16 protein-coding genes are annotated in these 13868 nt (G+C 34.1%); 13 read left to right on the forward strand and 3 right to left on the reverse strand.

Going from position 1 to position 13868, the window contains the following annotated elements; genetic code table 11:
- Window positions 1–28: 28 nt before the first annotated feature.
- Together JFU54_RS26955 and JFU54_RS26960 are read left to right on the forward strand one after the other, a co-directional pair.
- Window positions 29–664, forward strand: a complete 636-nt coding sequence (locus tag JFU54_RS26955; protein ID WP_012260865.1) for an FMN-dependent NADH-azoreductase — start codon at window positions 29–31, stop codon at window positions 662–664.
- A 111-nt stretch (window positions 665–775) separates the two neighbouring features.
- Window positions 776–1495, forward strand: coding sequence for a lysophospholipid acyltransferase family protein (locus JFU54_RS26960; protein ID WP_201067160.1), 720 nt, complete (start codon window positions 776–778; stop codon window positions 1493–1495).
- A 37-nt stretch (window positions 1496–1532) separates the two neighbouring features.
- Here the strand turns inward: JFU54_RS26960 and trhA are convergent, their stop codons facing one another.
- The gene (gene trhA / locus JFU54_RS26965; protein WP_002085872.1) at window positions 1533–2189 is read right to left on the reverse strand and encodes a PAQR family membrane homeostasis protein TrhA; all 657 of its coding nucleotides are present in this window, start codon (window positions 2187–2189) and stop codon (window positions 1533–1535) included.
- Between the two features lie 209 nt (window positions 2190–2398).
- On the opposite strand from trhA, the gene JFU54_RS26970 reads away from it, so the two are divergent.
- The 4 genes from JFU54_RS26970 (at window position 2399) to JFU54_RS26985 (ending at window position 4951) form a co-directional block, all read left to right on the forward strand.
- Complete coding sequence (locus JFU54_RS26970) at window positions 2399–2578, forward strand: twin-arginine translocase TatA/TatE family subunit (RefSeq protein ID WP_002012719.1); 180 nt, start codon at window positions 2399–2401, stop codon at window positions 2576–2578.
- A gap of 53 nt (window positions 2579–2631) precedes the next feature.
- Window positions 2632–3375: a twin-arginine translocase subunit TatC gene (gene tatC / locus JFU54_RS26975; protein WP_012260868.1), complete on the forward strand. Its 744-nt coding sequence runs from the start codon at window positions 2632–2634 to the stop codon at window positions 3373–3375.
- A 328-nt stretch (window positions 3376–3703) separates the two neighbouring features.
- Window positions 3704–3955: a DUF2535 family protein gene (locus JFU54_RS26980; RefSeq protein WP_002012715.1), complete on the forward strand. Its 252-nt coding sequence runs from the start codon at window positions 3704–3706 to the stop codon at window positions 3953–3955.
- 153 nt (window positions 3956–4108) lie between these two features.
- On the forward strand, window positions 4109–4951 hold the full coding sequence (locus JFU54_RS26985) for a DegV family protein (RefSeq protein ID WP_201067162.1): 843 nt from the start codon (window positions 4109–4111) through the stop codon (window positions 4949–4951).
- A gap of 188 nt (window positions 4952–5139) precedes the next feature.
- On the opposite strand, the gene JFU54_RS26990 is transcribed toward JFU54_RS26985, so the two are convergent.
- The gene (locus JFU54_RS26990) at window positions 5140–6114 is read right to left on the reverse strand and encodes an MBL fold metallo-hydrolase (RefSeq protein WP_002065197.1); all 975 of its coding nucleotides are present in this window, start codon (window positions 6112–6114) and stop codon (window positions 5140–5142) included.
- A 335-nt stretch (window positions 6115–6449) separates the two neighbouring features.
- Here JFU54_RS26990 and JFU54_RS26995 point away from each other — a divergent pair, with 335 nt between their 5' ends.
- Window positions 6450–7037 carry an SCO family protein gene (locus JFU54_RS26995; protein ID WP_002141632.1) on the forward strand — a complete coding sequence of 196 codons (588 nt, stop codon included), beginning with the start codon at window positions 6450–6452 and terminating at the stop codon, window positions 7035–7037.
- 36 nt (window positions 7038–7073) lie between these two features.
- Here the strand turns inward: JFU54_RS26995 and JFU54_RS27000 are convergent, their stop codons facing one another.
- Window positions 7074–7541: an Hsp20/alpha crystallin family protein gene (locus JFU54_RS27000; protein WP_201067163.1), complete on the reverse strand. Its 468-nt coding sequence runs from the start codon at window positions 7539–7541 to the stop codon at window positions 7074–7076.
- 217 nt (window positions 7542–7758) lie between these two features.
- Between JFU54_RS27000 and asnB the strand changes: the two genes are divergently transcribed.
- From asnB to dat, 6 genes are all read left to right on the forward strand, one after another.
- A complete protein-coding gene (gene asnB, locus JFU54_RS27005; RefSeq protein ID WP_002012706.1) occupies window positions 7759–9660 on the forward strand; it encodes an asparagine synthase (glutamine-hydrolyzing) in 1902 nt (633 codons plus the stop codon).
- 91 nt (window positions 9661–9751) lie between these two features.
- The gene (locus JFU54_RS27010) at window positions 9752–10111 is read left to right on the forward strand and encodes a GNAT family N-acetyltransferase (protein WP_113768884.1); all 360 of its coding nucleotides are present in this window, start codon (window positions 9752–9754) and stop codon (window positions 10109–10111) included.
- A gap of 45 nt (window positions 10112–10156) precedes the next feature.
- Window positions 10157–10492, forward strand: coding sequence for a hypothetical protein (locus tag JFU54_RS27015; protein ID WP_078176649.1), 336 nt, complete (start codon window positions 10157–10159; stop codon window positions 10490–10492).
- A gap of 106 nt (window positions 10493–10598) precedes the next feature.
- Window positions 10599–11600: an N-acetylmuramoyl-L-alanine amidase gene (locus tag JFU54_RS27020; RefSeq protein ID WP_201067165.1), complete on the forward strand. Its 1002-nt coding sequence runs from the start codon at window positions 10599–10601 to the stop codon at window positions 11598–11600.
- A gap of 234 nt (window positions 11601–11834) precedes the next feature.
- A complete protein-coding gene (locus JFU54_RS27025; protein ID WP_201067167.1) occupies window positions 11835–12797 on the forward strand; it encodes an ABC transporter substrate-binding protein in 963 nt (320 codons plus the stop codon).
- Between the two features lie 132 nt (window positions 12798–12929).
- Window positions 12930–13805 carry a D-amino-acid transaminase gene (dat, locus tag JFU54_RS27030; protein ID WP_002141635.1) on the forward strand — a complete coding sequence of 292 codons (876 nt, stop codon included), beginning with the start codon at window positions 12930–12932 and terminating at the stop codon, window positions 13803–13805.
- The last annotated feature ends 63 nt before the right edge of the window (window positions 13806–13868 follow it).

The raw sequence follows: 13868 nt of genomic DNA on the forward strand, positions 1-13868 counted from the left end.
GATAAATTAGAAAAAGGGAGATAATACAATGACAAAAGTACTATTTATTACAGCAAATCCAAATTCAGCAGAAGGTTCTTTCGGTATGGCAGTAGGGGAAGCTTTCATCGAAGCATATAAAAACGAACATCCACAAGACGAAGTTGTAACAATTGATTTATTCAATACAACTGTACCAGCAATCGATGCAGACGTATTCGCTGCTTGGGGTAAATTTGCAGCAGGCGAAGGATTCGAAGCTTTAAGTGAAAATCAGCAACAAAAAGTTGCAGCAATGAACAATAACTTAGAAACATTTATGCATGCAGATCGTTATGTATTCGTGACTCCAATGTGGAACTTCAGCTACCCAGCAGTAGTGAAAGCATACTTAGATAACTTATCAATCGCAGGTAAAACATTTAAATATACTGAAAATGGTCCAGTTGGCTTACTAGAAGGAAAAAAAGCACTTCATATTCAAGCTACAGGCGGCGTTTACTCTGAAGGAGCATACGCATCTATGGACTTCGGTCGCAATCATTTAAATGCAGTATTAGGATTCATGGGTGTATCAGACACTGAATATATTGCAGTTGAAGGAATGAATGCAAATCCTGAAAAAGCACAAGACATTAAAGAAGCAGCAATTGCAAGTGCACGCGAATTAGCAAAACGTTTCTAATATAGAAAACTTCAAAATGTCCAAACACTTGTTGTTTGGACATTTTTTCTTCTTTTTCCTTCGTTTGTCTAGTATAATGAAGGTCGGAATGATAATAGGTGGGGGTTCTGTATGATTCAAACGTTTTTTAAAATCTTTTATTTAATTTTAATCGTAATTGCGATTACACCAAGGTTGTGGCGTATAAAAAGAAAAGCAAATGCGATGTCACCGCAAGAAAAAGATAGTGTTGTGTATAAAACAACAAACTGGTTTGGTAAGAAAATGGTGCGTGTAACTGGATCGACTGTAGAAGTAAAGGGACTTGAAAATGTTCCGAAAGACAAGCCAGTGCTAGTTGTAAGTAATCATCAAAGTAATATGGATATTCCTGTGTTACTAGGTTACTTAAATAAGCCAATTGGATTCGTTTCAAAAGCGGAAATTAAAAAGTTTCCGGTTGTGCCAACATGGATGGAACTAATGAATTGTGTGTTTATGGACCGCAGTGATCGTCGTCAATCTCTTAAGGCAATTAAAGATGGAATTGAACTGTTAAAGAGCGGGCATTCTATCGTGATTTTTCCAGAGGGAACGAGAAGTAAGGGTGGCGAAATCGGTGAGTTTAAAGCAGGGAGTTTTCACCTTGCTGTAAAATCTGGCGTATCTATATTACCAGTAACTTTAGATGGTACATATAAGATGTTTGAGGCTAATGGAAATCGTATGAAACCAGCTCATGCAACATTAACAATTTCTAAGCCAATTACACCTGAAGAATATGCAAGTATGGATGCTAAAGAGTTAACCCAGCATACAAAAGATATTATTGCATCTCAATCACATAAGTAATAAAAAAAGTTTCAGCTTAAACAAGCTGAAACTTTTTTTATGCTGCGGGTAAGACATAAAACAGTACGCAGAAAAACATCATTGTACTACCGCCTAGTACGAAGAGATGCCAAATGGCATGATTGAACGGAAGCTTTTCCCAAAGGAAGAATATAGCTCCGACAGAATACAAAATGCCGCCTATTAATAGTAGTGAGAAGCCGTGACCGGTTAAATTTTCATAAAGGGGTTTAATGGCAACGATGATGAGCCAACCCATAATGATATAACATAATGTTGATGTTTTAATAAAGCGACGAACAAAGAAGATTTTGAAAATAATGCCACCAATCGCAAGGGTCCAAATAATTGCGAGTAAAGTCCAACCGAGCGGGCCACGCAGTGTAATGAGTAGAAATGGTGTATACGTGCCGGCAATTAATAAATATATGGCGGAGTGATCTAAAATGGTAAATAACTTTTCTACTTTTGGATGATGGATGCTATGTAGCAGTGTAGAAAATAAGTATAGTAAGAACATGCTTACGCCATAAACGGTAAAGCCAACAACAGCAGATGCTGTGCCATGTTTGGAAGCATGAATAATTAATATGATTAAGGCAGGGATGCTTAAAATGGCACCGATACCATGGGTAATTGCATTCGCAATTTCTTCTTTTACAAATTGGGTCATTCTTTTAATTTTTTGCGTCATAATGTTAATCCCTTTCACTGTATTGAGATAAGTTATATTTTCCTTAACCATATCATATACAAAAGGAATAGAAAATGATATTTAATTGATTATATTTTTGAATTTTTTTGACAAAAGACAACGGATACATTGACGTTTACGAAATTTTTTGACAAAATGAACTTATGGAATAGTAGGACAAGGAATCTACTTATGAAGGGGATGGGGAAATGTTTTCAAATATCGGCTTTCCAGGGTTAATTTTAATTTTAGTAGCAGTGTTAATTTTATTTGGCCCAAAAAAGTTACCGGAAATTGGGAAAGCTTTAGGGGAAACGTTAAAAGAATTTAAAAAATCAACAAAAGAATTGACTGATGAGGCATTTCAAGAGAAAGAAAAAAATAAATAAAAGAATATGCTGAAGTTTTTCTCGGAATGGATAAATAAAGTGTGGTGAACGAGATGGAAGATCGGGAAATGAGCGTAGTAGAACATATTGTTGAGCTTCGCAAACGAGTAATATATACAGTATTATCCTTTGTATTATTTTTAATTATTGGATTTACTTTTACGAAGGATATTTATTTTTGGCTTGTAAAAGATTTACCAATGAAATTAACTGTTCTCGGTCCAAGTGATGTGTTGTGGATTTTTTTCTCGATTGCTACAGTATTTGCTATCGTTTGTACAATTCCTTTTGCTGCGATACAAATTTGGTTATTTGTAAAACCAGGTTTACATCCCAATGAACAAAAAATGACATTAATGTATATACCGGTATTGTCTATATTATTTATAGCAGGCCTATCTTTCGGTTATTTTATCGTCATGCCATTTTTATTTCATTTCCTAACTACAATTGGTAATGAGATGTTTAATACGATGTTTACAACGGAAAAATATTTTCATTTCGTATTAAATTTAACAGTTCCGTTTGCTGTTATATTTGAATTACCTGTAGTTGTTATGTTTTTAACGAGTATAGGTCTTCTAACGGCAGAATTTCTTCAGAAAATAAGAAGATATGCTTATGTCGTGTTGATTATAATTGCATCATGTATATCGCCGCCAGATTTTTTATCACATAGTTTAGTAGCGGTACCGCTTATTTGTATTTATGAAATTAGTATCGCTTTATCAAAGATAGTTAGTAAACGAAAACAGAAAAGAGAAGAAGAAATACAGTCGAAAAGTGCCTCGTTATAAAGGCACTTTTTAATTTATTTGTTATACTCTAGCTATAATTGTATACAATATATAGAAGGAAAAAATTATAGAATCTCCAAAATTTAGACAAACTTTTCATTTTTATAAGTTTATACTGAAGTTATCAAGCTATATATGGGTAATAAGACTCCCGTCTCAAAGGATATATAGGACAGGGTTCGAATTAGGTGGATATAAATGAAGTATTAACTTCTAAATGGGGCAGCTTAAGGATATTTTAGTATTCATAGGAAACCTACACTAAAAAACGTGTTAAAGAATAAAGTGGAGGAAGTTCAAAAATCCAACGAAAAAGAGGATTGATATTGTGATTACGAAAAGTTTTTATTTCACTCATGCAACAGGGAATTGTATTAAAATATTTGAAATCCCTGTCCTACAAACACAGCATCCATTAGCGTTTCTAATTCAGTCTCGTCTTCAATTATTTATTGCGAAAATTCAAAAACATAAAAACCCAAGATTCTCGTACTCTTTCCGTGAATATTTACAAAGTTGTTTGAAGTGGAATGATTATTCAAATGTATATAAGACAAATACTCTTGAAAAGAATGCATAATACACAGCAGGGACAGAGTTAGATAGGCTCTGTCTTTTTCATTTTAGGTATAAAAATATAATTAATTTGGTGAAATTCATTCGAAATTGTTGAAAGCCTCGGGAATGCTAGTATAATAACAGGGAGAGCGTATTGGAAAGGGAAGAATATAATATGCAAAAAATTAAAATTGTAACAGATTCAACGGCAGATTTATCAAAAGATATACTTGAGAAGTATGATATTCATGTTTTACCATTATCTATTTCTGTAAATGGACAAACATACTTAGATCGTGTAGATTTGCAACCGGATGAATTTATTGAAGAAATGATTAAATCAGATGAATTACCAAAAACATCACAACCGGCTATGGGTACATTTGTAGAAATGTATGACAAGCTAGGCGAAGATGGAAGTGAAGTACTTTCCATTCATATGACAGGTGGAATGAGCGGTACTGTCGCAACAGCGAATAGCGCTGCATCAATGACAGATACAAAAGTAACAGTTGTTGATTCTCAATTTATTACACATGCTTTAGCATATCAAGTAATTGAAGCGGCAAAAATGGCAAAAGAAGAATGCTCACTAGAAGATATTTTAAAACGTATTGATGAAGTAAGAAAGAATACTCGTTTATATGTTGTCGTAGATACATTAGAAAACTTAGTAAAAGGTGGACGCATCGGTAAAGGTAAGGCACTTATTGGTTCTTTACTTAATATTAAACCAATTGCAAGTTTAGAAGGCGGCGTATATAATCCGGTAACGAAAGTACGTAGCCAAGGGCAGATTGTAAAAACGTTGGCTAAACTATTCGAGGAAGATACTGCTGGAAAAGTGGTGAAAGCTGTTGCGATTCCACATGCTAAAGCAATTCCTTTAGCAGAAAGTGTAAAAGCTGCTGTTGAAAAAGTGAATGGATTCACTCAATCAGAGATTTTCTATACAACACCAGTTATCAGTACTCATACAGGACCAGGAGCAATTGGTTTTATGTATTTAGCAGAGTAATAAAAAAGCTACTTGAAATGAATTTTCAAGTAGCTTTTTTATTATTTCAGGACAGAAAATAAGAAATGAGAAGGGCAATACAGGCGCTACCGCTAATTATATAGCGAGTCTGTAAATAATCTTTCATGGAAAACACCCTTTTCAATTTTTTAAAGTATATGATAAATTACTCGCAAAAATTAGTACTATTATACATGAGAAGTTTCTGTGATTTTTACTGGTTCTTTAACGGGGACAATAGGGCTATAAGTGAAAGTTTGACCTAAAAAGAGAACATGTAGCTGTTCCCACGGTAGCATTCGTAAATTCCAGTTATTTCGTAGTCGTGTTACTGCTTCCCTTGGTGTTTCATCTGCTAAAGCAAAAGTACCGTAGTGCATGGGAATGAAATGTGTAGCTTTTATATCTAGATAGGCTTGCACAGCTTCTTCTGGTGAAACGTGAGACACTTTCATAAACCATTCTGGTTCATAGGCACCAATTGGCATAAGTGCAATATCGATTGAAAAACGTTTGCCGATCTCTTTAAATCCTTGGAAATAACCACTATCACCACAAAAATAAATGGTTTCTGAAGAAGTCATATTATCAATGATCCACCCTCCCCAGTGAGAGGTGTTCATATCAAATAATGTTCTTCTCGTCCAGTGCTGGGCAGGTACGAAGTGAAAAGAGACTTCATCAATTGTTGTACTTTCCCACCAGTTGTATTCTTCTACATTGGTGAATTTTTTACGAGTAAATAATTTTTTTAGCCCAATAGGAACAAGGTATAAGGCATCATCATTTAGTTGACGAAGAGATGAAAAGTCTAAATGATCGTAATGACCGTGTGAAATAAGAACGATATCGATTTTAGGTAGTTCTTTTATAGTGAGCCCTGGCTCAGTAAGTCGTGGAACTAACTTTAATTTATTTGCCCATACTGGATCTGTTAAAATATTTAAGCCGTTCGTTTGAATGAGAAAAGTTGAATGACCAATCCATGTGACAGTCGTTTTTTCAAAGTTATTTAGTAGAAATTTACTTTGTTTAACAGGTGATTGTTCTACTAGAAAAGAAAAGTCTTTTTTGTTTTGCTTTCTCTCTTTACGCCAACGTAAGAAGGAGCGAATTGATTTTTTTGTACTTGCATTATCCATATTTTCATAGCGCTTTGCCATGAACATCACCTCATTTAAAATCGTTGTAGTTGTATTGTACCGAAATGTTGTTAAGGAATACAGTGTTTAACATGGATTAATGTTTAAGTAATTGTAAAAAAATAGGGGGATTTATTTACAAATTTAACAATGAACTTCGTTTCGCAAATAATGGTTAGAGAAATAATAGTAGTAAAATATATTTTGTCTAGTAATTCGCTTGAAATAAAGAAGTAACATACGTAAATTCGTACGATTTCGTGAACAAATGATGTAAACAATTTTCTCATAGTGTTTACTTTTGTTATGATATACATAACTTACATAAATTAAGGATAGAGAAAAGAGGTTTAATAATGAAGCGTTATCAAAAGTTAATTGGCCTTATGGTTGTATTTTGTCTCTTTGTACTTGCAGGTTGTAGCAGTTCAGGGGCAAAACTCCGTAAACCGTTAAACTGGGATTTGGAAACTTTCCAATTTACAAATCAAGAAGGAAAGCCGTTTGGTACAAAAGATTTAAAAGGGAAAGTTTGGGTAGCTGATTTCATGTTTACAAACTGTCAAACAGTTTGTCCGCCAATGACTGCTAATATGGCGAAATTACAGAAAATGGCTAAGGAAGAGAAATTAGACGTTCAGTTTGTTTCGTTTAGTGTAGACCCTGAACTTGATAAACCAGAAAATTTGAAAGCATTCATTCAAAAGTTTACAGAGGATACAAGTAACTGGAACTTGTTAACTGGTTATTCACTGGAGGATATTACAAAGTTTTCAAAAGATAACTTCCAGTCGCTTGTAGATAAACCAGAGAATGGGCAAGTAATACACGGTACATCATTTTTCTTAGTCGATCAAAATGGAAAAGTAATGAAAAAATATAGTGGCATTAGCAATACGCCATACGAAGATATTATACGTGATATGAAGCGATTAGCTGATTAAAAAGAAGGGTGCTAAGCACCCTTCTTTTATTAGTATTCAGTCTATGGATAATATGTCATGCTGTTGTGGTAATTTCGGTGCGCGAATTTCTAATACACCGTTTTGATAAGAAGCTTTCGTTGCTTTTTTATTAATTAAATATGGTAACTTAATAATTCTTGACGCTTCTGAAATGGAACGTTCTCGGCGATAATAGTTATGAGATGTTTGTTCTCCTTCCGTCTCTTCAAGTATATCTTCTTTTACAGAGACTTTTAAGTATTCGCTTTGTATTTCAATTTGAATTTGTTCTTTTTGTATACCTGGTAGTTCGGCTGTAACGACGAGTTCGTCACCAACTTCGTATAAATCTACTGGGAATGTTAATAAACGGTTTCCTTTTTGGAAAAAATGATTTAAATCAGCAATTACGCCACGAAGAGGCGTTTGTTCGAAAAAATCATCAATTTGTTTTAAATAATTACGAACTGGTGGGCGAGAAGAATCTTTTTTTTCTTCACTCATGGTATTACCTCCTAGAAATCAATTTGCAATATCATATGACAAAAGCGGAGAAAGGTGAGTGCCTAGTTTTCATGTTTTCATAAAAAAATGTTAAAAATGTGAAATGGAGTGAGTTTTTTATAGTTTTTGGTCGCCATATTCAGTTGATTATGCTAGTATAAATAGGGTTGATATAGTAGTATTGAGACAGAATGAAAACTGAAAGAGGGTAAGAAGTATGTGTGGTTTTGTAGGATGTTTATGTGAAAACCCTAGAGAGTTTTCAGAAACAGAAAAACATCAATTTGAAAATATGAACACGATGATTTTCCACCGCGGTCCAGATGACGAAGGATATTTTCGTGATGAACATGTACAATTTGGCTTCCGCCGTTTAAGCATCATTGACTTAGAGGCAGGACATCAGCCGTTAACTTATGAAAATGATCGATATGTAATTATTTTTAATGGTGAAATTTACAATTATGTAGAACTACGTGAAATGTTACTTGAAAAAGGTGCAACTTTTGCTACACAATCTGATACAGAAGTTATCATTGCATTGTATGCACATATGAAAGAAAAATGTGTAGACTACCTTCGTGGTATGTTCGCATTTATGATTTGGGATCGTGAAGAAAAGACACTTTTCGGTGCACGTGACCACTTCGGTATTAAGCCTTTATACATCGCACAACAAGGTGATACTACATTCTTTGCATCTGAGAAGAAAAGTATTATGCATGTAATGGAAGACAAAGGGGTAAACCCAAAGTCACTACAACACTACTTTACGTACCAATATGGTCCAGAGCCAGAAACATTAACAATTGATGTTAACAAAATTGAGCCTGGTCATTACTTCGTAAAAGAAATCGGTAAAGAGATGGAAATCCATCGCTACTGGAATCCTTATTTCAACGCTTCAAGCGCAACGAAAGAAGAGCATATCCAAGCAATTCGTGATGTATTATACGATTCTGTAAAAGTACATATGCGTAGTGATGTACCAGTAGGTTCTTTCTTATCTGGTGGTATCGATTCATCTATTATTGCTTCTATCGCAAGAGAAATGAATCCAAATCTATTAACATTCTCTATTGGTTTCGAACAACGCGGTTTCAGTGAAGTTGATGTTGCGAAAGAAACTGCTGAGAAATTAGGAGTTAAAAACCATAACGTATTCATTACAGCGCAAGAATTTATGGATGAGTTCCCAAAAATCATTTGGCATATGGATGATCCTTTAGCGGATCCAGCAGCTGTACCATTGTATTTCGTTGCGAAAGAAGCGCGTAAACATGTAACGGTTGTTCTTTCTGGTGAAGGTGCAGACGAGCTATTTGGTGGATATAACATTTATCGTGAGCCAAACTCGTTAAAAATGTTCTCTTACATTCCTAGCCCAGGAAAGAGTGTTCTAAAGGCATTAAGTGGTGCTCTTAAAGAAGGGTTTAAAGGAAAAAGCTTCTTAGAGCGTGGATGTACGCCAATTGAAGAGCGTTACTATGGAAATGCGAAAATCTTCCGTGAAGAAGAGAAAGCTGAATTAATGAAGTATTACGATGAAAGTGTTAACTATATGGATATCACGAAACCATTGTATAACGAAATTAAAGATTATGATGATGTAAGTAAAATGCAGTACATTGATATGTTCACATGGTTACGCGGCGATATTTTATTAAAAGCTGATAAAATGACGATGGCAAATTCATTAGAACTTCGTGTACCGTTCTTAGATAAAGAAGTATTTGACGTTGCATCTAAAATTCCGACAGAATTTAAAATTGCAAACGGAACAACGAAAGCTATATTACGTGAAGCTGCTCGTGGAATTGTTCCGGATCACGTGTTAGATCGTAAAAAGCTTGGATTCCCAGTACCAATTCGTCACTGGTTAAAAGATGAAATGCACGATTGGGCTGTAAATATTATTAAAGAAAGCAAAACTGAGCATTTAATCGAAAAACAGTATGTATTAAACTTACTGGAAGCACATTGTGCAGATAAAGGCGATTATAGCCGTAAAATTTGGACTGTACTTGCGTTTATGGTATGGCATCAAATTTATGTTGAGCATAAATACGATACGAATAAGTTCCACGAAGAAACAAAGCGTGCGTATAGCTTAGTTTAATAAAAAACCTTAAGGTCGCATTCGATCTTAAGGTTTTTTTCATAAATTGCATTTATTATTGATACAATAATAGTAAAAGGATGGGCAACATATGATTACGTTTGAGAAAGTAAATACAGAAAATGAAAGCGCGGTAAAAGAAATGTTTCACTCACACAGCTTAGATGAGAAAAAGGTTCAGTATTGTGTAAAGGCTGATGATACATATATTGGTGTAATAGATTATAGCGTTCAAGAAGAGAGTGCTATTTTGTCACAGTTAATTATTCATTTTGATTATCAAGGTTATGGATACGGGACAAATACGTATTTTACATTTGAAGAAATGATGAAACAGAGAAATGTGAAAGAAATAAAAGTATTGCAAGAGATGTTTACGGAACAAGCTAAATCTTTCATAGAGGGATCTGGTTTTATTGAGGAAAATGGAATATATGTAAAGAAAATATAGTGAATATTGATTAGGTGATGATATGAATATAAGGTAGGTGGACGTATGACGATAACTTCTGGTCTTGTATTAGTTGGAGGTTGTTTTATAGTAGCAGAACTATGCCAGACTTTTATTCGGAAAAGAATGTATAAGAAGAGAAGACCATATGAATTACAATATATACCCGTGTTTGTAATTTTGTTTTGTATGCTATTTGTATTGCAAAACATAACGTATTTCCCACCTCTTTTGAACATCTTTTTGAAGTTTGGGTTGCTATATAGCGGCGGTGGGATATTTCTTTTATTTCTTTTATTTTGCATACGTTACATCCATTATCAATCGTATATATTCATTTTAAATTGGCTAAAGCAAAGCGATAGAAACCGCCTTACATAAGGGGGTTTTTTTATTTGTACTTGTAACGGAACTTGTACAATTAACATAAAATAGGACGAGTAGAAATGAAAGCTTATTACAATAAAGAAAGGAACGAAAAAGACATATGAAACTTGTTATAGACGCAGGGCATGGTGGATATGATTCTGGTGCTGTTGGTAATGGATTAGTGGAAAAAGAGTTAACACTTCAAATTGCTAGACGTGTACGAGATATTTTATCTGCAAATTATCCAATCAATATTAAAATGACACGTGATAGTGATGTGTTTATCTCTTTATCAGAACGTGCTAATATTGCTAATTCATTTGGTGCAGATTATTTTATCTCATTTCACATTAATAGTGGCGGTGGCACTGGATTTGAAAGTTATATTTACAATGCGCTATCTAATAGTAGTTCCGCATATGAAAAGCAACAAAAAATGCATGCAGCAGTCAATCCTGTATTAACAAAATATGGTCTTCGTGATCGAGGGGCAAAAAAAGCAAATTATGCGGTACTAAGGGAGACTGCAATGGATGCAATTTTAACTGAGACTGCTTTTATTGATACAACATTTGATGCTAATTTATTGAAAAACCCACAATTTATTGAAGATTTAAGTCAAGCATATGCAAACGGAATAGCAGCTATTTTTGGAGTAGCTCCAAATCCGAATCCTCCAAATCCACAACCTCCAAATCCTCAGCCAACACCACAAACGAAGGGGATTGCTTATATCCTTGGGAAAAATGTGAATTTAAGAAGTGGCCCATCAACGTCTTCTTCAGTTATTCGTCAACTAAACGCCCCAGAATCGTATGTCGTATATCAGGAAAGTAACGGATGGTTAGACTTAGGAAATGGACAATGGGTGTATAATGACCCTTCGTACATTAATTTTGTAAAGACGAGCAATAGTGATGGAAGTCCAATTGGTGCCGCTTATATAAAAGGAACGAATGTGAACTTAAGAAGTGGTCCATCAACATCTTCTTCAGTTATTCGTAAATTAAATAATCCTGAATCGTATTTAGTGTATATTAATCAAAACGGTTGGTTGAACCTTGGTGGAAATCAATGGGTGTATAATGATCCATCATATATTAAATATAATCAATATTAGGAAATGAGTTTATAATGTAATATGAATGCGTATTTATGTATAACGTAGATACGCATTTTAAGAACGTTTATTATTTTCATACTTATACACTTTATTTTAAAAATAAACATTTGAATAGCGGATAGAATCTAAAATGTATATATTGAAAAAGTTTTCTGATATACATTGACAATGTATGTAATATACATTAATCTTTAATTGTTAATGATAATCGATTTCATCTAGGGAGGACATATGGTACATAGTAAAAAAATATTTATGTTCTGCATTATGATACTTATGGTAATAATCGCAGGGTGTAGCAAAGAAGAGAAAAAAGAAAATGATACATCGGCTAAAGCAAAAGATTCGTATACTGTAAAGCATACAATGGGTGAAACAACAGTAAATGGTACACCTAAAAAAGTAGTTGTTTTAACAAATGAGGGTGCGGAGGCGCTTTTAGCTGTCGGAGTAACACCAGTTGGAACTACAAAACCACGTGCTGGTGATGAATGGTATCCTCATTTAGCGAAAGATTTAAAAGATACGAAAGTTGTAGGTACTGAGCGTGATATTAATTTAGAGGCAGTTATGAAGCTTAAGCCAGATTTAATTATCGGTAATAAAATGCGTCATGAAAAAATATATGAGCAATTGAACGAAATAGCGCCAACTGTGTACGCTGAAACATTGCGCGGGGATTGGAAAGAAAACTTTACACTCTATACAAAAGCTGTAAATAAAGAAAAAGAAGGGCAAAAGGCTCTTGAAGATTATAAAAAACGTATTGAAGGAATGAAAGAGAAGTTAGGAGATAAATTGAATTCTAAAGTTTCTATTATTCGCTTCGTACCAGGTGACGTTCGTATTTATCAGAAAAACTCATTCTCAGGTGCTGTTTTAAATGATATTGGATTTAAGCGACCACCACTACAAGATAAAGATGAGTTTGCGATAAAAGGAATTACAAAAGAGCAAATTCCGAATATGGATGGAGACTACATATTCTACTTCACATCTGATAAAGATGCAGATAAGAATAACGAAGGAACCACGTTAGCAAAAGAATGGACAGAAGACCCACTCTTTAAGCAGCTGCAGGCTTCTAAAGATAATAAAGTATTCCAAGTGGATGAAGTAATTTGGAATACAGCAGGCGGTATTAAAGCTGCAAACTTAATGCTAGATGATATTGAAAAATATTTTTTGAAATAAATGAATGGTTGAGTGCATCACTTTAAATAGGTGATGTACTTTTTTTGTTTAGTTAAATACAGAAAATTCCTTCTTTTAAGTGTGGATAAGTTGTACAATAAAATCAATTATGGAATAAAGGAGTGGGAAGGAATGAAAGCTACTCATAAAGATTGGATTTTATTTAACGGAAGAATTGTGAATACGAAGGAAGAACAGCCGATGGTCCCATTAGAGGAGAGGGGCTTTCAATTTGGTGATGGTATATATGAGGTGTTTAGGTTATATGATGGGAAGCCACATTTATTGGATTTACATTTGGAACGATTTTTTAATTCTATGGAAGAAATAAAACTAATTCCATCGTTTACTAAAGAAGAGTTAGTGGAAGAGTTACATCAAATGATTGAAAAAAATCAATTTCAAGAAGATGGGAATGTGTATCTTCAAATATCACGTGGTGCTCAAGCTCGAAATCATGTGTATGAAAAAGATTTACAACCAACATATTTTGCGAATATTGTTTCGTTTCCAAGACCTACTACTACTATGGAACAAGGAATAAAGGTTACTGTAGAAGAGGATATACGCTGGAAGTTCTGTCATATAAAATCTTTAAACCTTCTACCTAATATCATGATTAAAAATAAAATAAACGAGCAAGGGTATCAAGAAGCGATATTAGTACGAGATGGAGTTGTAACAGAAGGGTGTCATTCGAATTTCTTTATGGTGAAAAATAATAAATTAATTACACATCCGGCCGATAATTTCATTCTACACGGCATTACCCGTCACTACGTTATTACATTAGCGAAAGCTTTACATATTGAAGTAGAAGAGCGTGAATTCTCATTGCAAGAAGTATACGAGGCTGACGAATGTTTCTTTACAGCGACACCACTTGAAATGTTCCCTGTTGTTCAAATTGGTGATGAGAAGTTTGGAAGTGGCGAAAGAGGACCCATTACGAAAAAACTACAAGCTGCATATGAAGAAAGTATTAGTTTGTTTAAAGTGACAAATTAATAATAAGGGAAAAAGCTGGTATTCCCCCAGCTTTTTTTCATGATATAATTCAACCATAGGACA

It is taken from the genome of Bacillus sp. TH19, assembly GCF_016651075.1.
GTDB lineage: Bacteria > Bacillota > Bacilli > Bacillales > Bacillaceae_G > Bacillus_A > Bacillus_A mycoides.